The following is a 21,088-nucleotide window of genomic DNA, read 5'->3' as shown; positions in this document are numbered from 1 at the left end:
TCGTTATAACGGATAAATAAGCAGCGCTTAATGGCGTCACGGGTTGCCAGAATGGCACTATTTCCTTCCAGTAATAACCCTGATAGCAGAACGACAGAAGGACAAACTTTTAGATTCTTTTTTATCATTCCAAATCGTTTTGGATAATTCGTGTCATTTCAGGCAGCGCGCTTGCAATATCAGCGCGTTAGCCTCACTCAAAAGGCAAATGTTAACGGCGGCTCACTTTGGTGCTGCTCAGCCTCAGTTTCCCTGCCCGGCAGCATTAAAACTACACGAAAAAGCGTAAAACTGATTAAAATAGCAGCAACACAGCACAGAAATTAATTCCTTACTTGACTGTGTTGCCAAATTAATGTTTTCTGTATTTAAACGCTGCTCAATATCACAAATTTTAATGAATCTTATCGCATGAGAAGATGAATTTGCTAAGGTGATGACAGTGTTAACCAATACCCTGCGGCTGCATTAATTATTCAAATCATAGCGGCCGCAATGATTTCCCTGGTGTTGGCGCAGTATTTCGCGCACCCCGGCCTCGGCTGGGGTCATTTTTTTCCGGGGTATCACTTATCCTGCTCTGCCACCCAGTCGCGTAATACCTGCACATCGTGTCGCCATTCATGCTTCAGCTCATCAATCCATTCACCCACATTGTCCCACCACGCCGGTAACTCCGGACTCTGAATCTGTTTCGCCAGCATCTGCAAACGCTGCAGCCCGACCGAACCCGCCGCCCCTTTGATTTTGTGTCCCTCTTCAGCAATGCCTTTCTGATCGCGCGCCATCAGATTCGACTCCAGCACCGCAAGGTAGTCCGGCATCATCTTTTCAAACATCGTCAGACTTTGGGTAATCAGGCTGGGACCAACCAGCTCGATATACTGTTCGAGCATCGCGACATCCAGCAGCATCCGGGTTTTGTCATCGCTGACATCAGCGATCTCCTCTTCCGGTTCTGCCTGATAATCCCAGTACTTTTTAATCATCGCAGTGAGTGCCGGCACTGCCAGCGGTTTGCTGAGCACGTCATCCATTCCCGCATCGAAGTACTCTTTTTTGTCTTTGAGGACATTGGCGGTAAGAGCAACCAGCGGGGGCAGATGCGTTCCCTGGTACTGCTGGCGAATCGCACGTGAGACATCCAGCCCGGTCATATCGGGCAGCTGAATGTCCAGCAGCACCAGGTCAAACTCCAGCGGGTCAAACATCGCCAGCGCCTCGCTGCCGGTCATGGCGACCTCTACACTGCAGCCCAGCTTCTCCAGTACCGAGCGCGCCACAATCACATTGAGCTCAATATCTTCAACCAGCAGCACGTGCAGCGCAGGCAGTGGCAGGCTGTCGTCCACGCCTTCATCCTCCACCTCTTCAGCAATGCGTGGCGCTTTAATCTCTACGGTGAAGCAGGAACCCTGTCCCGGCGCACTGTGCACCCGGATATCACCGCCCATCGCCTGCGCCAGGCGGCGTGATACTGCCAGCCCGATGCCGGTACCGGTAGCCGGTTTACCGCCATGCTGATCTTTGACCTGATAATACATAGCGAAGATCTTGTCCTGCTCCTCCTGACGGATACCCATGCCGGAGTCCTGCACCTCAAAGCGCAGCGTCTCGTCCTGCTCATAGGTTACCCGCACCACGATCTCGCCCTGCTGGGTGAACTTCACGGCGTTACCAATCAGGTTCCACAGAATCTGGCGCAGACGCGTTCCATCGGTCAAGATCATATGCGGCAGCGGCAGTTGCGGCGCGAGCACAAACTTCAGCCCTTTCGGCTGTGCCAGCAGGCCAGAGAGGTTTTCTAAATCGGCCAGGAAACCGGTGAAGTCGAGCGGCTGATTATCCAGCTGTACTTTACGGCGCTCGATTTTGTCCACCTCAATCACATCATTAAAGATGTTGCCCAGCGTGATGGCGGAGACGTGGATGGTTTTGAGATATTTCAGCTGTTCCTGATTGAGGTCGGTGTCCAGCAGGATGCGGCTCAGGCCGACAATGCCATTAAGCGGCGTACGAAGCTCGTGGCTGATCGTAGAGATAAAGGTGGTCTTCTCCCGGCTGGCGTTCTCTAACGCGTCCTGATAGCGCTTACGTTCGGTTATATCGCGGCCAAAGCCCATCAATCCGCTGCGCTTACCCACGCGGTCGTAGTAAGGCACTTTACGGATCTCGAAGCAGGCTTTGCGTCCGTCGGGATATTGCAGCCACTGTTCATAGGTCAGCGAGACGTTGTGGCGGAAAACCTTCTCGTCCGTTTCCAGCACCTTAGTGGCCGCTTCATCATCATAGATATCGCGCGGCGTCAGGCCAATCAGCTGCTTTTCGCTTTTGCCGGTCAGCAGCTCCATTGCACGGTTGCAGCCGGAGAACTGTTTATCGATGTTGCGATAGAACACCAGGTCAGGCGAGGCATCCAGGAAGGAGCGCAGGAAGGAGGATTGCTGTTCCAGCTCAATCTGTGCCTGCTCACGACGCGTTACCTCTTCACGCAGCTTATCCATCACCTGTTCGCGTGCCAGCTCCGCCTTTTTACGATCGCTGATCTCCTGATTCAGCTGCGTAATGGTCTCTTTCATCTGCTGATTGAGTTCCAGATCGCGGGTACGCATCTCTTCCAGCTTATCCACCAGCCGTGCCAGGCGTTGCCGTGACTCCTCCAGCTGATCGACCACCACTGAGAGAAAATAGACCGCCCAGGGCGTGATCAGCAGTCCGAAGAAGACCGAACGCACCACGTCAATACTCTCGACATGGCCCCGCAGTACCATCGTGACCGCCATCTGGACAATCATCGCCAGCACCACCAGCGCAGACGCCAGCAGCAGCGAGAACCTCACCAGTCCAAGCTTCACCATTAAATCAACGTAGTACTGCGCCAACAGACGAATTTGTTTCATAACAACTCCCTGGAAGAGAAACAGCCTCATAATAGCGCAGTTAACCTGCTGCCGTCGCAGCACGTCGCGTGGAGATAAGGGATCAAATGCGCTTTTATGGTGCAGCAGCCTCGCCGATCGGCGACGTTAAGGACAAAGCGGTTAAAACCCTTGACTGACTGTGCCAAATGAATAATCTGTAAGGCCGCCAGCGAATCACCGATTTCTCTGTACGGCCTTTTTTCAATATCCTGGCAGCGTCCTGTTGCACAGGCACACCCTTTTATATGCATAGCCATTCATCTTTAATGCTGTTTTAAGCATGCCCATGCTGATTAATTTTTCTTATAACCAACCGCGGTTTCATTCAAATAACCGGACATAAGAAAAACAGATACATGCTATGCATCATGGGTGCTGAACAGCATTTAATGCTGCTTAACACCCTGTCACCAGCATGGTGCAGAGATCTGACGCCTGCACTACAGTGAGTCAGTTCACATTTATCGGCCTGTCGCCAGGCACCAGAGTGATACATTTTAAACCTTAAAAAGCATTTAATTCATAGACTTAAACAGATAAAACGCATGATAATCCCGTCTGACCGCCCTATTTGACCTGATTACGCTTTCCCGATAAGTTGGAAATCCGCTGAAAGCTTTCCAGACGGGCCATTGTCTCGGCATATCTATGCAACAAGAAGACTCCCGCGTGGTTTAAGTCATCTCCTTTAAGAGACCGGAAATCAGAGAGCAGCTCAATTAAGGACGTTTTACCGATGTCTGGAGAGAAATGCTCAGGGCTATGACGCGCGCTCGACAGAGCATGGCGATGAAAATGATAGCGCCCCCGTTGCGCTCAGACCCTGAAACAGTGCAGGTAATGTCAAAGCAGTTTAAGGAGACCCTCAATGTCCACTAAAAAACCTCAATCCTATGGCTTGTATGATCCGACAGCAGGCAGTGACAGCTGTGGTGTAGGTTTCATTACGCGTAAGGACGGCGAGCAGACCCACGAGATTCTGCAGATGGCGCACAGCGCCCTGTGTACGGTGCCTCACCGCGGCGGCATGTCAGCGGAAGGCGTTGGCGACGGCGCGGGGGTCAACGTTGATCTTTCGCTGCAATTCTTCCGCAAAATTACCGGCCAGCCGCTGGAAGCGGGACGCTTTGGTGTCGGTAACTTCTTTGTGCCGAAAGATGCTGAGCTGCGCGCGAATGCCGAACGTCTGGTGGATGAAACCCTCAGCAGCTTTGGTCTGCCGGTACTCATGAAGCGTGACATGCCGCTCGACAGCAGCGTGACGCGCCCGGCAGCCGCGCAGTTCCAGTTACCGATTCTGCAGTGGATTTTCACTGCGCCACAGGATGTAGTTGATCAGAACGACTTCGAAAAACGCATCTACCGTGCCCTGTTAACCATTGAAGCCCGAGCTTTCACCGAAAGCGAATTTGGCGGCCTCTATCCGCTGTCGCTGTCATCACGCACGCAGGTGTTCAAAGCCCGTCTGAATTCCAATGAAGTGATCCCTTACTTCAAAGATCTGACCGATCCCGATCATCAGGTGCGCGGGCTGTTTTTCCACACCCGCTTCTCCACTAACACCGATCCCCATACCACGATGGCGCAACCGTTCCGCCTGATGGCGCACAATGGCGAGCTGAACACTGACCGTAAAAACCGCATCGCTGAGTCCGCGCTGGCACTGGCCCGTGGCAAGACCATCGTGCGGCCTAAAGGCCAGTCCGACAGTTCGCGCCTGGATCAGAGCATCCACAGCCGTCTGATGGAAGATGACCTCGATCTGATCACCGCCGTGGTGTCGATGATGCCGCCCGCCTGGGAAAACGACAGCGCGCTGTCGCCAGAAGTGCGTGACATGCTGGAGTACTTCTCGCTGTATGAAGAGAAGAACGACGGCCCTGCTGCCTTAATCTTTGGTAATGGCGAAGTAATTGGCGCCCGTCTTGATCGTCTGGGTCTGCGTCCACTGCGTTCAGTAGAAACCGCTGACTATATCGGTGCGATGTCGGAAGCCGGCCAGATCGCCTTCCCACCTGAAAGCGTGTTGCGTCGTGGGCGTATCGAAGCGGGCGGTATGCTCTATTTCGATCACCGTGAAAAACGCAGCTATACCACGCTGCAGGCGCTGGAAAAACTGGCCGCAGAGAAAGATTATTCGGCGTTGCTGCGTGAAGCGCGCGTCGGTCTTGACGATCTGCCCGAGATCCCGGCAGAACAACAGGGTTCACCGCTGCGTTATCGTGGCGATCTGAAAACGTATCAGCGCTTTGTTGCCTACTACTACAACCAGGAAAGCTTCAAGTTCATGATGGATCCGATGCTGAATACCGGCGCAGAGAAGATCTCCGCGATGGGTTACGGAAACGCCATCAACGGCTTATCCGATCATGAAGGCGGTATGGCGCACTACTTCTCTCAGCGCTTTGCGCAGGTCACCAACCCGCCGCTGGACTCAATCCGCGAAGTGGATGGCATGACGTTGCGTGTCGCGCTGGGGGCAAAACCCCATCTGGGCCGCAGCAAAGGCCGTCAGATTGTGGTGCCGACCCCGATTCTCAGCCACCTCGATATGCTGCGTTTACGCGAGCAGACCATCGCACCTTATGCCCGCTTTGAGATGCTCTATGAGCCGGTGATCGGCAAAGATCTGCTGAGCACCACCGCGAACGCGAATGCCCTGGAAAAGGCGATTGATGACCTGGCGCAACAGGTGGTTGATTTTGCCCGTACCCAGGGTGGCATCGCCGTACTTACCGATCGCCATATCTCTTCAAAGCACGCCGCGATCCCGATGCTGCTGGTGGTTTCCGCCATCAACCAGCGCCTGATAAAGGAAGGGTTGCGTCTGGATGTTTCTCTGGTGGTTGAAAGCGGCCAGAGCATCTCCTCGCACCACATTGCCGCCACACTTGGCTTTGGGGCGTCAGCTATCTATCCGCTGGGCGTACAGATGCGCGCAGAGGAGAAATTTGGTGAAGGTGAAGAAGGTAACAAAGCCTTTAAGCGCTATGCCAAAGCGGCTGAAAAAGCACTGATGAAAACCATGGGCAAAGTGGGCCTCTGTACCGTTGAGAGCTACAGCAGCGGCGAGTTCTTTGAGCCTAACTTCCTCAACACCGATGATCCGGTGCTGAAAAAGTATTTCCCGAATATCAAAACGCCGGTGGGCGGCGCAGGCTTCGCGACGATCGCGCAGATGGCCGTTGACTGGCACCAGAGCGCACTGAAGATTCAGGGCGAATCTGAAGTTCCGTTGCTGGGCCTGTTCAAAGAGCGTGCAGAAGGCGCAGGTCACTCCTACGGCACCATCGCCGTGCGGACCTTTATCGATATGACCGAAGAACCGATTCGCTTTGCCGACAAAGCGCGCGAAGAGGACAACTTCATCCGCCTGATGACGCTGGCTAAACTGGATAATGCGTTTGGCATCAAGCCTGAGACCTTTAAAGACAGCAGCTTTGAGCGCATCCCGGATGAGGTGATCAATAATTTCGCGATTACTGCTGATTACCGTCAGTTCTCAAGCCTGATGTATGAAGAGCGTAAACGTCGCCCGGCGGCCCTGCGCGACATCCTGACATTCCCGGCTGACCTGACCCACATCGACAGCGAAGCGGAGTTCCGCCGCAAGCTGGGACGCTACTCGCTGACCAACAACGGCTTTGCCATTCGTGGCATGGAGTGTGAGGCGGTAGATGGCAGCCTGAATCACTTTATGCTGCGTCTGACCGATGCGATTGAAGGACTGAAGCCTGAGAGCGAACGCCTGCAGAACCTGTCACGCGCCCTGAAATCCCGCTTCGGCGACGATATTGAAAGCAGCGAAGTGGTGACTGGCGGTCTGAAAGTGACCGCTTACGGTAAAGCGGCCGATTATCTGTCACGTATCTTCACCACCCTGCCTTCACTGCCGCTGAGCGAAGTGCAGCCAGCCTGTGAAATTACCCGTACCTTTGCCTCCGGGGCGATGAGCCACGGTGCGCTGGTGGCTCCCGCTCATGAAGCGGTCGCGCACGGCACCAATATGGTCGGCGGCATGAGTAACTGCGGTGAAGGCGGCGAGCATTACTCCCGTCACGGCACCATTCGTGCCTCACGGATCAAACAGCTGGCTTCGGGCCGTTTTGGCGTCTGGGCTGCCTATCTGGCGGATCCGATGCTGGAAGAGCTGGAGATCAAAATTGGTCAGGGTGCGAAACCTGGCGAAGGCGGCCAGCTACCGGCGGCCAAAGTTACCGTCGAGATTGCTGCCGCGCGTGGCGGTACGCCTGGCGTCGAGCTGGTCTCACCGCCGCCGCATCACGACACCTATTCCATCGAAGATCTGGCGCAGCTGATCCACGACTGCAAAGCCGCGCGGGTGCGCGTTATCGTCAAGCTGGTCTCGTCTGAAGGGATCGGCACCATCGCGGTTGGCGTGGCCAAAGCCGGTGCAGACGTGATTAACGTTGCGGGTAACACCGGCGGTACCGGCGCTGCGTCGGTGACCAGCCTGAAATATACCGGACGCGTGGCTGAAATCGGCATCGCTGAAGTCCACCAGGCGCTGTGCGCCAACGGCCTGCGTGAGAAAGTGCTGCTGCGCTGCTCTGGCGCACAGCAGACCGGCAGCGACGTGGTGAAATCTGCGCTGCTGGGCGGCGACAGCTTTGAGTTCGGTACGACGGCGCTGATGATGCTGAAATGCGTGATGGCGAAGAACTGTAACGTTAAGTGCCCGGCTGGCTTAACCACGAATGCCGAAGCGTTTGATGGCGATCCGCGTCAGCTGGCGCAGTATTTCCTCAACGTGGCGCATGAAGTGCGTGAAATCCTGGCGCGTATGGGCCTGCGTTCCCTGCGTGAGGCACGCGGTCGCTCTGACCTGTTGCACCTGATGGATCACCCGCTGGAAGTGGGCAAGCTCGACTTACGCGCCATGCTTACCGTGGTGCCTGAGCTGAAAATCGACAAGCCGGTTTATCTGGAAAAAGATTTTGAGCTGGATGATGTCTGGATTGAGCAACTGAAGCTGTCGCTGGTGGATCAGGGAAATCCTGACGTCACTCTGGGCAACAACATCGTGCTGAATAACCGAAACAAAAGTGTCGGCGGCCAGCTGGCCATCGATATTGAGCGGATGCTGAACCATCAGCTGAGTTCTGAGCAGCTGCAGGCGATGCCTGCCGTAATGACTGACGATCGCGGTCGTCGCTATCTGGCCCCTGAGAGCGTAAAAATTTCCACCACCGGTTCTGCCGGTCAGTCGTTTGGCGCCTTCTGCAACGATGGCATGCAGCTGACCCATTACGGCACCTGTAACGACGGTGTCGGCAAAGGACAGTGTGGCGGCGAACTGATCGTGATGTCGCCTGGCGGCGGCGCGCAGGATGCCGATGGCAACGTGCTGATTGGTAACTTTGCGCTGTTTGGCGCGACCGGCGGACGTCTGTTCGTGCAGGGCCAGGCCGGTGACCGTTTCGCGGTGCGTAACTCCGGTGCCACCGCCGTGGTTGAAGGCGTCGGTGACTTCTGCTGCGAATATATGACCAATGGCGCCATCCTCAACCTGGGCACCTTCGGTAAAGGATTTGGCAACGGCATGAGCGGCGGCTTCGCCTACCAGTACGACCCCTATGGATCGCTGGCCGGCCATGCTGCCGGTGATTCGGTACAGTTCGGCTCGATTGCCGATCAGGATGAGATGGCCCAGGTGCACAAGCAGGCGGTGCTGACCATGCTGAACTGGCATCTGGAGGCGACCAAATCACCGCGTGCCGCCTGGCTGCTGGAGAACTGGGAAACGGAGTGTCACCACTTTGTTTACGTGATGCCGCGCTCGCTGCTGCTCTATCAGGATGGCGGCGAGATTCTGAAAGCCAAGAGCCGCAAAGATCTGCTCGAAGAGCTGTCGACGGCGCTGGCAGGCCATCAGGTGGCGAAGTTTAAAGCCGCATGGCGTCAGGGTAAAACCATCGCCAACGGTGCCGTACCGGCTTATGGCGCGACCGATACGCTGGAGATGTTTGTCCTGCTGAACAACTACACCGTGCTGAGTTTTGCCCAGCAGCTGGCGCTGGGGAAATTACCGAAAGGCACCCCGGTTGAAGATGCGGCAGTTGAAAAAGCGGTCCGTAATCTGTTGATGACGGAAGACTTTTCGCTGATAAGCAAGCTGCAGCGTCATGCCCGTTCCGCTATCGAGAGCTACAGCGATGATGAACTGGCGAGTCTGATTGGTACCAAACGCATGTCAGATTACAAAGCGGCGCTGACGCAACGTAACATCCGCTCCATGGACAGTCTGGCAACCTACGGCTGGATCATGTATCAGGATGCCTGTAACCGGGAAGTGCTGGGTCACCTGCCTGACTTTGAAGAGCTGTTTGCACGTGCGGCATTGCCGGAAATCGCCGCTGCGGTGGGTAAACTCTCCTGACAGTGATACTGATCAGGCTGAACTGAATATTATTAATTGATCATTGCCCGGATTAATCGTTGTACCGGACAGATGCAGCACCGCTCTCCCCTGTCGCACACACTGCGGCGCGGGAAAGCGGAACCGCTTTCACACCGGACAATGCCACTGATGACGGGCGAGAACGGGATTGAGTAAAAGTACCCATGAAAATTCCTTATATTCCAGAAGATGCACCTTTTAATGGCGATCAGAAGTACTGGCTGGCTGGCTTTCTTGCGGGTCTGCACTCCCGTTTGCTGGTATTAGAAGACAAGCAGCAACCCGCCGCGGGCACAGGCGCAGCCGCGACGACGCAACTGCACATTCTTTATGGCTCACAGACCGGCAATGCTGAAGCACTGGCGCAGACCGCAGCGAAGTCTGCGCGCGCTAAAGGTCTGGTGCCGGTGGTTCAGGCGCTGGGCGATGTCGATCTCGACGTATTTGCCACCATGCGCCATGTACTGATCGTCACCTCGACCTATGGCGAAGGTGAAATGCCGGACAACGCGCAGCTGTTCTGGGATGCGATCTCTGCCAGTACCGCACCGCGTCTGGAGCAGATGCATTTCGCCGTGCTGGCGATTGGCGATACCGGCTACGATGGCTTCTGTCAGGCGGGCAAGTTTATTGATATGCGCCTTGAGCAGTTGGGCGCGAAACGCGTGGTTGATCGTATCGATTGTGATATCGATTTTGAGGAGCCTTCCAGCGAGTGGCTGAACAGCTCAATGCCACAGTTTGCCGCCAGCGCGGGCAGCAGCGGCACCGTGCTGGAAAGCGCGCCTGAAGCGCCAGTCATTCCAGGCAGCAACAAATCCAATCCATACGCCGCCGCGCTGATCACTAACAAGCGTTTGTCAGGCGAGCAGTCAGCCAAAGATATTCGTCATTTCGAGTTCGACCTGTCTGACAGCGGCCTGAAGTATGAAGCGGGCGATGCGCTGGGCGTAATTCCGGTCAACGAGCCGTCGCTGGTCAGCCTGCTGCTGACCCAGCTTAACGCGGACTACGAGACGCCGGTGCCCGGCTTTGATCGCAGCCTTGGCGACCTGCTGACCTATCAGTTTGAGATCTCAGAGCCGTCACGCAAGTTAATCGAGTGGGTCGGACAGAACACCACCAACCAGGAGCTGCGTCATGTGTTACAGCATGATGATAAAGATGCGCTGGGCGTGTGGCTGTGGGGCAAAGATACCCTTGACCTGCTGCAGCTTGAACTGACGCGCACGCTGGCGGTACCCGAGTTTGTCGCGCTGCTGCGTCCGCTGCAGCATCGCGCTTACTCTATTTCATCCAGCTCTAAAGCCCATCCTGATCAGGTGCATCTGACCGTTGCCTCGGTGCGTTATCACAGTGGCGGCCGTAATCGCGGTGGCGTCTGCTCAACCTACCTGGCCGAGCGTGTGCGTCGCGGTGAGAAGCCCGCCATCTTTATCTCACCCAATAAATCGTTCCGCGTGCCTGCCAACAACAGCGCACCGCTGATCATGGTGGGACCAGGTACCGGTATCGCACCATTCCGTGCCTTCCTGCAGGAGCGCCAGGCAACCGGCGCGCAGGGGAAAAACTGGCTGTTCTTCGGCGATCAGCATCAGGAACATGACTTTATCTATCAGGATGAATTACTTGCCTGGCGCGATAATGGCTTGCTGACGCGTCTGGATCTGGCCTTCTCACGCGATCAGGAGAAGAAGATCTACGTGCAGAGCCGGATGCTTGAACAGGGCGCTGAGTTGTATGCCTGGCTGCAGGAAGGGGCTTACTTCTATGTCTGTGGCGATGCATCGCGTATGGCGAAGGATGTGGATAATGCGCTGTATGAAGTGGTTCGCCAGTTTGGTGGTCTCTCCACCGAGCGCGCTGCTGACTATGTCGATCAGCTGAAGAAAGAGAAGCGCTACCTGCGCGACGTCTATTGATCGCGATGGTCTGCTGAAAAAATCCGGCTTGCGCAGGCAGCCGGATTTTTTTATGGCTGCAGGCAAAAAAAATACCCGTCGGATGGACGGGTATTCGCTGTTATGTCACTGCTATTTCACTACGCGCAGTGAAGGTCGTCCACCACGTGGCGGTGGATCGTCATCAGGCGGTGTCTCGTCATCGCTGGCATCGTCAGGACGATCACCATCAATCACCGACATCATAGTCTCTTCCTGACCCTCTGACGCCTCATGCGTGCCCAGCTCGTAAGCCGGTTCCGGTTCAAACATCGTCCCGGCGCCATTTTCACGCGCATAGATTGCCAGAATCGCCGCCATCGGCACGTTAACCTGGCGAGGAACGCCACCAAAGCGGGCGTTGAACGACACCTGATCATTCGCCAGATCGAGGTTACCGACAGCACGTGGCGCAATGTTCAGGACTATCTGACCATCCCGCGCATACTCCAGCGGCACCTGCACACCCGGCAGATTTATGTCGACCACCAGATGCGGCGTCAGCTGGTTGTCGAGCAACCAGTCATAAAAGGCGCGCAGCAGATAGGGACGACGTGCAGTAAGTTGCGACATTTCCATACGTTAAGCCCGGGCTTGCAGCCGCATTTCACGTTCAGCTTCAGTTAATGAAGCGAGGAAGGAGTCACGCTCAAATACGCGATTCATGTAACCTTTCAGCTCTTTTGAACCTGAGCCGATCAAATCGATACCCATTGACGGCAGACGCCATAACAGCGGAGCCAGATAGCAATCAACCAGGCTGAACTCTTCGCTCATGAAATAAGGCGTACGGCCAAACAGTGGCGCGATAGCCAGCAGCTCTTCACGCAGTTGCTTGCGTGCCGCTTCCGCTTCCTGACCGCTGCTGTTCTCTACTTTCCTCATCAGGCTATACCAGTCCTGCTCGATGCGGTGCATCATCAGGCGGCTATCACCACGGGCAACCGGATAAACCGGCATCAGTGGCGGATGCGGGAAGCGCTCATCTAAATATTCCATGATGATGCGTGATTCATACAGCGTCAGCTCACGATCTACCAGCGTCGGTACCGTGCGATACGGATTGAGGTCAATCAGATCCTGCGGCAGGTTATCCATTTCGACCTGCTCGATCTCTACGCTGACACCCTTCTCCGCCAGGACGATACGTACCTGATGGCTGAAAATGTCAGTAGGACCAGAAAACAGCGTCATTACCGAACGTTTGTTGGCAGCGACAGCCATGAAAACCTCCAAGTTTGTTCACAAAAAGATACTGCGAATAGCCAACCACACGGCGACTCACTTGCTTATCGAACTCGCACGCAACCTGGTTAGCTGCGTCACAGATACTGACGCCCCGACAGTGGGGAGGCGCATAACGCACCGGCCTGCGGGCGCAAAGTGACACAGAGTTTACCAGATTTTAGGCTGCTTGTGGGCGTGGAATGAATCTTTGCAGGTAAATTGAGCGCGGCGTTACGGTTTTCGCGGACAGTTTATGGGAAGGCAGAAAATAAAAAACCCGCCGAAGCGGGTTTTTTGAGCCAATTGCCGCAGCCGGAGCTGCAAACAATTAACGCTTGGAGAACTGAGGACGACGACGTGCTTTACGCAGGCCGACTTTCTTACGTTCAACCTGACGCGCATCACGCGTTACGAAGCCTGCTTTACGCAGCTCGCCACGCAGTGATTCGTCGTATTCCATCAGAGCGCGGGTGATACCGTGACGGATCGCACCAGCCTGACCAGAAATACCGCCACCTTTAACAGTGACATAGAGATCGAATTTACCAACCAGGTCCAGCAGCTCAAGCGGCTGACGAACTACCATGCGGGCAGTTTCGCGACCGAAGTACTGTTCCAGAGAACGTTGGTTAATTACGATGTTACCGCTACCCGGCTTAATGAATACGCGAGCGGTAGAGCTTTTGCGGCGACCAGTGCCGTAGTTTTGAGTTTCAGCCATTGCCTTTAATCCCGATTAAATGTCAAGAACTTGCGGTTGCTGTGCCGCATGGGTGTGCTCGTTGCCTGCGTAAACTTTCAGTTTACGGTACATAGCACGACCCAGCGGGCCCTTCGGCAGCATGCCTTTAACCGCGATCTCAATCACACGCTCAGGACGGCGAGCAATCATCTCTTCAAAGGTCGCCTGTTTGATACCACCGATGTGGCCAGTGTGGTGATAGTAGATCTTGTCAGTACGCTTGTTGCCGGTTACAGCAACTTTTTCTGCGTTCAGAACGATGATGTAATCACCCGTATCAACGTGCGGAGTGTATTCCGCTTTATGCTTACCACGCAGACGGCGCGCCAGTTCAGTCGCCAGGCGACCCAAAGTTTTGCCCGTTGCGTCAACTACAAACCAGTCACGTTGGACGGTTTCTGGTTTAGCTGTAAAAGTTTTCATCGAAAAGCTTACCCAAATTAAGTTACACGTTGGTGAAATCCCAAACGCTTAAGTAAACGAATGAGGCTCACACGACCATTTTGACCAGCAAGCCACCCCTTCGGATAGAGTTACTGGAACACAGAGGATTTGGGAAAAAAATCCTTTGCTGTAACGTGGGGTCGCAAGATTATAGAGAAGTCGGTTACAAAAATCGAACCCTATTTCGGTATTTATCCCGATTATTCTCACGGCAGGTGCGGTAAACGCAGATACTCTTCGCTCTGCATCTCCTGAAGTCGCGATAAACAGCGCTGGTATTCAAACTTCAGCCGCGTGCCCTGATAAATCTCGGTCAGTGACGTTTCTGCCGCGACCACCAGCTTCACATGCCGTTCATAGAACTCATCGACCAGTGCCAGGAAACGCCGTGCCTGATCTTCGGTTTTGTAGATCATCACCGGCACGTCATACAGCAGCACACTGTGGAAACGGCGCGACAGCGCAATATAGTCATGCTGGCTGCGCCCTTCGCCACACAGGGTGGTGAAATTAATCGCCAGCACGCCCTCGCTGACGCCCAGCGTCGGCATCTGGCGGTGATTAATTTCCAGAACCGGCGCATCTTCAGGCTGGCTGCCCGACAGCGCTTTAAACATCCGCGCCATTTCAGCGTGCGTCTCTTTGTTCAGCGGAGAGTTCCACAGGTGCGCGGAGGTCAGCGTGCGTAACCGGTAGTCGATACCGGCATCCACATTCATCACATCACAATGACGTTTGATCTGCTCGATGGCAGGCAGGAAGCGCGCGCGCTGCAGACCATTACGATAGAGATCATCAGGCGGAATGTTCGAGGTGGCCACCAGCGCAATGCCGCGTTCAAACAGCGCCTCCATCAGCGTGCCCAGCAGCATCGCATCGGTGATATCGGAGACAAAAAATTCATCAAAACAGAGGATGTCCGTTTCCGCTTTGAATCTGTCCGCAATAATCAGTAACGGATCGCTCTGCCCCTGAAGCTGCGTCAGCTCTTCATGCACCCGCAGCATAAAGCGGTGGAAGTGCAGACGCAGTTTGCGATCGCCAGGAATAGACTGAAAAAAGAGATCCATGACCCAGGTCTTACCGCGACCGACACCGCCCCACATATAGAGTCCACGTACCGGTTGTGGCGTCTCGTTTTTCTCTTTACCGATCAATTTTGACAGGCGACCCAGCAGGCCGGATGTGGCAGGCGCGGCGGATTGTTGCCGGGCAACCAGCGCCTGCTGCAGCGCGTCTAAACGGGTAATCGCTTCACGTTGTACGTCATCGGGCCTGAATTCGCCCTGCGACAGCGCCTGTTCATAGCGTGAAAGCGGAGTTGAGGTTTGCATTGTTGTTTCAAAGTCCCTGAATGGTGTCTGATTCATACCACGGTTGCTGAAAAAAAGGCCGTTCTACACTAAGCCATGCTGCTCCAGAGTTCCACATCCATAAGATTAACGGGTATAGTGACTATTATTGAAATGGTGCAATGCCCTACGGAACAATGGAAATAACACGGGAGTCATTATGACCTGGGAATACGGGCTAATTGGTTTAGTGGTTGGTATTATTGTCGGCGCAGTCGCCATGCGTTTTGGCAACAAAAAGCTGCGTGAGCAGCGCAGCATGCAGTACGAGCTGGAAAAATCGAAAGCGGAGCTGGCGGATTATCGCGAAGAGCTGACCAATCACTTCGCGCAGAGCGCGGAGCTGCTGGACAACATGGCGCGTGATTATCGTCAGCTCTATCAGCACATGGCAAAAGGCTCAAATGACCTGCTGCCGAATCTGCCTGGCCAGAAAAATCCGTTTGCCTATCAGCTGACTGAAGCCGAAGCGGACAACGATCAGGTGCCGGTGCAGATGCCGCGCGACTATTCTGAAGGCGCATCCGGTTTACTGCGTGGCGAGCGCCCTGCCCGCGACTAATCTTTTTGGGGCGCAGCCTGTCTGCGCCCGCTGTTTTTGCGAACCCTGACCGCAAACGACTGTCACACTTATTAATTCCTCCCACCTTTTGCAGCGAGAGCGTTGTAGCAATGAAAAAACAAGCACGCCTGTTTAGCGCATTAGCCCTGAGTATTGGGATGAGCCTTGCCGCCGCGCCAGACGCGATGGCAACGCTGCCAGCACAAATTGCGGGCCAGCCGCTGCCGAGTCTGGCACCGATGCTGGAGAAAGTGCTACCTGCCGTGGTCAGTGTGCATGTGGAAGGCACTGATTCGGGTGCACAGGCTCAGGATATTCCTGAACCGCTGAAGCGTTTTTTTGGTCAGATGCCTGGCGGAAATAGTCAGCCACAGCCGTTTGAAGGTTTAGGTTCTGGCGTGATCATCGATGCCGCGAAAGGCTACGTGCTCACCAACAATCACGTGGTCAACGGTGCGGATAAAATCAACGTACAGCTTGGCGACGGCAGTGAATATGAAGCCAAACTCATTGGTCATGATGAGCAGACCGATATCGCGCTGATTCAGATTCTGGGCGCAAAAAACCTCACGCAGGTGAAAGTCGCGGACTCTGACCAGCTGAAAGTGGGTGATTTCGCGGTGGCGATCGGTAACCCGTTCGGGCTGGGACAGACGGCCACCTCCGGTATTATCTCCGCACTGGGCCGCAGCGGCCTGAACCTGGAAGGACTGGAAAACTTTATTCAGACCGATGCCGCGATCAACCGTGGCAACTCAGGCGGTGCGCTGGTCAACCTTAACGGCGAACTGATCGGTATCAACACTGCGATTCTCGCCTCCAGCGGCGGTAACATCGGTATCGGCTTTGCTATCCCGAGTGATATGGCGATGAACCTCGCGCAGCAGCTGATTAAATTTGGTGAAGTGAAGCGCGGTCAGCTCGGCATCAAAGGCACTGAAATGACAGCCGATATGGCTAAAGCATTCAATGTCGATGCGCAGCGCGGCGCCTTTGTCTCTGAAGTCTTACCGCAATCTGCCGCGCAGAAAGCGGGCGTGAAGTCAGGCGATATCATTACGTCGATCAACGATAAGCCGATTACCAGCTTCGCTGAGTTGCGCGTGAAAGTAGGAACCACGCCGCCAGGTGAACAGGTTAAGCTTGGCCTGCTGCGTGAAGGTAAGCCATTAACGGTTACCGTTACGCTGGAGCAGAGCGCACAGAGCACCGCCAGCGCACAGCTGATGTCACCCGCGCTTCAGGGCGCAACCCTCAGTGATGGACAGACTAAAACCGGTGATAAAGGCGTGAAGGTCGATACCATCGAAAAAGGCACACCGGCTGAACAGGTTGGTCTGCAGAAAGATGATGTGATTATCGGCGTTAACCGCAACCGGGTTCAGACCATTGCTGAAATGCGTAAAATACTGGAAGGGAAACCGCCGGTACTGGCACTGAATGTGGTGCGCGGCGATGAAAGTATCTATCTGTTGTTGAGATAAACCTCGCATTACGGCGGACACAAGCGCGTGTGTGTCCGCCGCTCTCATGCTATTCTCCCCTGCGATCTCCCCTGGCGTAATTTAACACCATGTTTCTTAAACTTTTGCGTGCCGTGGTGCTGGGCCTGATTGTGGCGGGTATTTTGCTCGCAGCACTGCCTGCACTGCGTATGGGCAGCGACGCCCTCTATAACCACGAAAATATTACAGACGAAACGCCCTTTAGCTTCAATCAAGGGGTGCGCCGCGCCGTACCTGCCGTTGTGAACGTTTACAATCGTAGCGCCCACGGCAACAACAATCGTGGCATCACGACCCTGGGTTCAGGGGTGATCATGAATGCAAAAGGCTACATCCTTACCAATAAGCATGTGATCAATAATGCCGATCAAATTATCGTGGCGCTGCAGGATGGCCGCTTCTTTGAAGCGACGCTGGTGGGTTCCGATGGTATGACCGATCTGGCGGTACTGAAGATCACGGCCTCCGGCCTGCCCGTTATCCCCATCAATCCAAATCGCCAGGCGCATATCGGGGATGTGGTGATGGCTATCGGCAACCCCTATAACCTCGGTCAGACGGTCACGCAGGGCATTATCAGCGCCACGGGCCGGGTTGGCTTAAGCTCATCAGGCCGACAGAACTTCCTGCAGACCGATGCGTCAATCAATCAGGGTAACTCCGGCGGCGCGCTGATTAACTCGCTAGGCGAGCTGATGGGCATTAACACCCTGACCTTCGATAAAAGTAGTGATGGTGAAACCCCGGAAGGGATTGGTTTCGCCATTCCAACCGTTTTAGCCTCGAAGATCATGGATAAGCTGATTCGTGATGGTCGGGTGATCCGCGGCTATATCGGCATTACCGGGCGTGAGCTGCCGCCGCTGCATGGACAGGGCAGCAATCTGGATCGGGTTCAGGGCATTATTGTCAGCGTGGTCACGCCAGATGGGCCAGCGGATAAAGCCGGGATTCAGGCCAACGATGTGCTGCTCAGCGTTAATGGCAAGCCGGCCATCTCCGCGCAGGAGACCATGGATCAGGTGGCAGAAATTCGCCCGGGTTCAGTGATTGATGTGCAGGTACTGCGAAACGATCAGAAACTGACGCTGCCGGTCACCATTCAGGAGTTTCCTGACAGCAGCAGTTAGCTGAAACCTGTGCCAGGTCAGGGATGGCCCGGCTGATCGCAAAGAAGGCCGCCATCCATGGCGGTCGGCCTCGCCATCCTGGCTCGGACGCTTTGCTCTTCATCCGGGCCAACCCTTCCCCTCTAATCCGCCATCGTTTGTGATTAACCCATTAACAGCGATCCACCGGAAACGCGATGACATCGCTCAATGACTCCGCTTTCAACGCCAGCATGATCAGGCGATCAATTCCCAGTGCGACCCCGGAACAGGCTGGCATGCCATGCGCCAGCGCATCCAGCAGATATGTATCAATAGGATGCACAGGCAGGCCGCGCGCCGCACGGCGACGGTTATCCTGCTCAAAACGCTGACGCTGCTCACGGCTGTCGGTCAGCTCGCGGAAACCGTTCGCCAGCTCAATGCCTTTGTAATAGACCTCAAAGCGTTCGGCCACGCGGTGATCTTCGGTGCTAATCTCCGCCAGGGCTGCCTGGCTGGCCGGGAAATGATAAACGAAGCAGGGTTTATCCTGACCAATCTTTGGTTCCACACCCAGCATAAACAGCAGCATCAGTAAGGTATCGCGATCCTCTTCTGCACGCGCCAGCTCGCCTTCACCCAGTTTCTCTGCCGCTTCACGCAACTGCGCTTTATCCGCTGACAGCGGATCCAGCTCAAGATGACGGATAAACGCCTGCTGATAGGAGAGCGACTCAGCGCTGTCACACTCCAGCACCTGCTGCATCAGATCGTCGACTTCGTTCATCAGACGGTACATATCATAATGCGGCCGGTACCACTCCAGCATGGTGAATTCCGGGTTGTGGTGACGTCCCGCCTCTTCGTTGCGGAAGCTGCGCGCCATCTGATAGATCGGGCCACTGCCCGCCGCCAGCAGGCGTTTCATATGATATTCCGGGCTGGTCATCAGCCAGAGATCGCGCCCCTGCGCAGCGCCAGGCCCGACAAAACGCGTCTGGAATGGCACCAGATGGATATCGGTAATGGTGGCCTGGCTCATCGCCGGCGTATCCACTTCCAGCACGCCGCGATCGGCAAAGAAACGACGCACTTCTGCTAAAATAGCGGCGCGTTTTAACAAATTGGCGATGGATGCGCTTGGTTGCCAGCTTGCCGTTTCGCTCATGGTGATGACTCCTGATGCAAATTAGGGGGGGAAGTCTACCTGCAATGCCTGCGGCAAACAATCTCGTGCCCGTACTGCCAAAAACAGCGTTTCGGCTTCTATACTTAAGCGGTTAAATCACAAAGGAATCCCACTATGTCTCCATGGAAAACAGTTGTTGCCAGCCTGAGTGCTTTTCTCTCTGTCGCCTGCAGCACTACGCCGCCAAAGAACGTCACGGTCGTAGATAACTTTGACAGCCAGCGATATCTCGGTCAGTGGTATGAGATTGCCCGCCTTAACCACCCTTTTGAGCGCGGACTTGAACAGGTAACGGCAAACTACAGCCCGCGTGAAGATGGCGGCCTGAAGGTAATCAACCGTGGCTATAACGTCAAAAAGCAGCGCTGGCAGGAGAGCGTCGGCAAAGCCTACTTCACCGGTGAACCCACGCGGGCTTCTCTGAAAGTCTCTTTCTTCGGCCCCTTCTATGGCGGCTATAACGTGATTGCTCTCGATCCTGACTACCGCTATGCGCTGGTATGTGGACCGAATCGCCACTATCTCTGGATACTGTCACGCACACCACAACTGGAACCGGGCGTAAAAGAGAAACTGGTTGATCAGGCGCGTCGGGATGGTTTCCCGGTTGAAGAGTTAATCTGGGTAAAACAGAAATAGTGCAGAATCTGACAAGCCGGTACGAAAAGCATTTCGTACCGGTTGGAATAACAGGTTATTTCGTGCTGTTCTGAATCGCCTGGCCGCCCGCTTCGACATCTTCACCTACGCCACGCGTTGTATTACAAGCTGTGAGCAGGGAAGAGAGCACCAGTACAGAGAAGATTGCAGCAATACTTTTCTTTAACATAACAATGTCCTTTTTGATGGATGTAAAGTACAGCGCTTTAAGCATAGCCGGATTTCCGGCAGTTGCTGCTGGTGAGACTTTAAAAAGGACAATCAGTTAAGGTCATTTTGCTGCTCGCGAAATGGCACCACCTAAGTGAGAGACATCTTCGCCAAAACCGTGGAATGTGTTGCAGGCGCTTAGCGCAGAGGAGACCAGCAACGCGAACGCGATTAATTTTGCCAGCTTGATCATTTTTTTCTCTCAGACAAGAAAAAGGCGCACCAGAAGATGCGCCTGCGAATCTTATTTCACGCGTGACACGTATTCGCCAGAGCGGGTGTCAACTTTCACCACTTCGCCCTCTTGCACGAACAGTGGCACTTTCACCACAGCACCGGTAGAGAGTTTAGCTGGCTTGCCGCCAGTCCCTGCGGTATCACCTTTCAGGCCTGGATCGGTTTCGATAACTTCAGCTTCGATAAAGTTCGGCGGCTGAACGGCGATCGGACGACCGTTCCACAGCGTAACGATACATTCAGCGTTATCCTGCAGCCATTTCGCTGCATCGCTTACCGTCTTCTCTTCAACCTGGAACTGCTCAAAACTTTCCGGATGCATGAAGTGGTAGAACTCACCGTCGTTGTACAGGTAGTTCAGGTTGGTATCTACTACGTCAGCGCCTTCGGCGGAGTCGGTAGATTTAAAAGTTTTCTCAACGCGAGAACCCGTCAGCAGGCGACGCATTTTAACGCGCGCGAATGCCTGACCTTTACCCGGTTTAACGAACTCACTGGATTCGATGGCATACGGCTCGCCTTCGAACATGATTTTAAGACCGGGACGGAAATCGTTGCTAGAATAAGTCGCCATGAAGGCCCTCTAC

Annotated in this window: 16 protein-coding genes; 6 read left to right on the top strand and 10 right to left on the bottom strand. The window is 54.7% G+C overall.

The window, feature by feature from the left end; genetic code table 11:
* Positions 1 to 566 precede the first annotated feature (566 nt).
* On the bottom strand, positions 567 to 2,900 hold the full coding sequence (arcB, locus tag PAG01S_RS15660) for an aerobic respiration two-component sensor histidine kinase ArcB (RefSeq protein ID WP_062759359.1): 2,334 nt from the start codon (positions 2,898 to 2,900) through the stop codon (positions 567 to 569).
* Between the two features lie 889 nt (positions 2,901 to 3,789).
* On the opposite strand from arcB, the gene PAG01S_RS15655 reads away from it, so the two are divergent.
* Positions 3,790 to 9,321, top strand: a complete 5,532-nt coding sequence (locus PAG01S_RS15655; protein ID WP_062759358.1) for a glutamate synthase-related protein — start codon at positions 3,790 to 3,792, stop codon at positions 9,319 to 9,321.
* Positions 9,322 to 9,506: 185 nt separating this feature from the next.
* Positions 9,507 to 11,264, top strand: coding sequence for a sulfite reductase subunit alpha (locus PAG01S_RS15650; protein WP_031592002.1), 1,758 nt, complete (start codon positions 9,507 to 9,509; stop codon positions 11,262 to 11,264).
* A 111-nt stretch (positions 11,265 to 11,375) separates the two neighbouring features.
* Here the strand turns inward: PAG01S_RS15650 and sspB are convergent, their stop codons facing one another.
* The 5 genes from sspB to zapE form a co-directional block, all read right to left on the bottom strand.
* Entirely contained in the window at positions 11,376 to 11,861 is a 486-nt protein-coding gene (gene sspB / locus PAG01S_RS15645; RefSeq protein WP_010251939.1) for a ClpXP protease specificity-enhancing factor, read from the bottom strand.
* A gap of 3 nt (positions 11,862 to 11,864) precedes the next feature.
* Positions 11,865 to 12,506 carry a stringent starvation protein SspA gene (gene sspA, locus PAG01S_RS15640; RefSeq protein WP_009092481.1) on the bottom strand — a complete coding sequence of 214 codons (642 nt, stop codon included), beginning with the start codon at positions 12,504 to 12,506 and terminating at the stop codon, positions 11,865 to 11,867.
* Between the two features lie 331 nt (positions 12,507 to 12,837).
* Positions 12,838 to 13,230, bottom strand: coding sequence for a 30S ribosomal protein S9 (gene rpsI, locus PAG01S_RS15635; protein ID WP_008925401.1), 393 nt, complete (start codon positions 13,228 to 13,230; stop codon positions 12,838 to 12,840).
* A 15-nt stretch (positions 13,231 to 13,245) separates the two neighbouring features.
* Positions 13,246 to 13,674, bottom strand: a complete 429-nt coding sequence (gene rplM, locus PAG01S_RS15630) for a 50S ribosomal protein L13 (protein WP_008925400.1) — start codon at positions 13,672 to 13,674, stop codon at positions 13,246 to 13,248.
* 227 nt (positions 13,675 to 13,901) lie between these two features.
* On the bottom strand, positions 13,902 to 15,029 hold the full coding sequence (gene zapE, locus PAG01S_RS15625) for a cell division protein ZapE (RefSeq protein WP_010251948.1): 1,128 nt from the start codon (positions 15,027 to 15,029) through the stop codon (positions 13,902 to 13,904).
* Between the two features lie 178 nt (positions 15,030 to 15,207).
* On the opposite strand from zapE, the gene zapG reads away from it, so the two are divergent.
* The 3 genes from zapG (at position 15,208) to degS (ending at position 18,244) form a co-directional block, all read left to right on the top strand.
* Positions 15,208 to 15,609: a Z-ring associated protein ZapG gene (zapG, locus tag PAG01S_RS15620; protein ID WP_003848291.1), complete on the top strand. Its 402-nt coding sequence runs from the start codon at positions 15,208 to 15,210 to the stop codon at positions 15,607 to 15,609.
* Between the two features lie 110 nt (positions 15,610 to 15,719).
* Positions 15,720 to 17,093 carry a serine endoprotease DegQ gene (degQ, locus tag PAG01S_RS15615; protein ID WP_062759357.1) on the top strand — a complete coding sequence of 458 codons (1,374 nt, stop codon included), beginning with the start codon at positions 15,720 to 15,722 and terminating at the stop codon, positions 17,091 to 17,093.
* 89 nt (positions 17,094 to 17,182) lie between these two features.
* Positions 17,183 to 18,244 (top strand): outer membrane-stress sensor serine endopeptidase DegS, encoded by a 1,062-nt coding sequence (gene degS, locus PAG01S_RS15610; protein ID WP_010251964.1) that lies wholly within the window; start codon positions 17,183 to 17,185, stop codon positions 18,242 to 18,244.
* Between the two features lie 151 nt (positions 18,245 to 18,395).
* On the opposite strand, the gene epmA is transcribed toward degS, so the two are convergent.
* Complete coding sequence (gene epmA / locus PAG01S_RS15605) at positions 18,396 to 19,373, bottom strand: elongation factor P--(R)-beta-lysine ligase (RefSeq protein ID WP_003848297.1); 978 nt, start codon at positions 19,371 to 19,373, stop codon at positions 18,396 to 18,398.
* Between the two features lie 135 nt (positions 19,374 to 19,508).
* On the opposite strand from epmA, the gene PAG01S_RS15600 reads away from it, so the two are divergent.
* Entirely contained in the window at positions 19,509 to 20,033 is a 525-nt protein-coding gene (locus PAG01S_RS15600) for a lipocalin family protein (protein WP_010672015.1), read from the top strand.
* Between the two features lie 55 nt (positions 20,034 to 20,088).
* Here the strand turns inward: PAG01S_RS15600 and PAG01S_RS15595 are convergent, their stop codons facing one another.
* The 3 genes from PAG01S_RS15595 to efp form a co-directional block, all read right to left on the bottom strand.
* The gene (locus PAG01S_RS15595; protein ID WP_003848302.1) at positions 20,089 to 20,223 is read right to left on the bottom strand and encodes an entericidin A/B family lipoprotein; all 135 of its coding nucleotides are present in this window, start codon (positions 20,221 to 20,223) and stop codon (positions 20,089 to 20,091) included.
* A gap of 102 nt (positions 20,224 to 20,325) precedes the next feature.
* Positions 20,326 to 20,457 carry an entericidin A/B family lipoprotein gene (locus PAG01S_RS21840; protein ID WP_003848306.1) on the bottom strand — a complete coding sequence of 44 codons (132 nt, stop codon included), beginning with the start codon at positions 20,455 to 20,457 and terminating at the stop codon, positions 20,326 to 20,328.
* A gap of 51 nt (positions 20,458 to 20,508) precedes the next feature.
* Positions 20,509 to 21,075 carry an elongation factor P gene (efp, locus tag PAG01S_RS15590; RefSeq protein ID WP_010251979.1) on the bottom strand — a complete coding sequence of 189 codons (567 nt, stop codon included), beginning with the start codon at positions 21,073 to 21,075 and terminating at the stop codon, positions 20,509 to 20,511.
* Positions 21,076 to 21,088: the final 13 nt, after the last annotated feature.

Origin of the sequence: Pantoea agglomerans NBRC 102470 (assembly GCF_001598475.1) — a bacterium.
GTDB lineage: Bacteria > Pseudomonadota > Gammaproteobacteria > Enterobacterales > Enterobacteriaceae > Pantoea > Pantoea agglomerans.
This window is presented reverse-complemented; position numbering and strand designations above follow the sequence as displayed.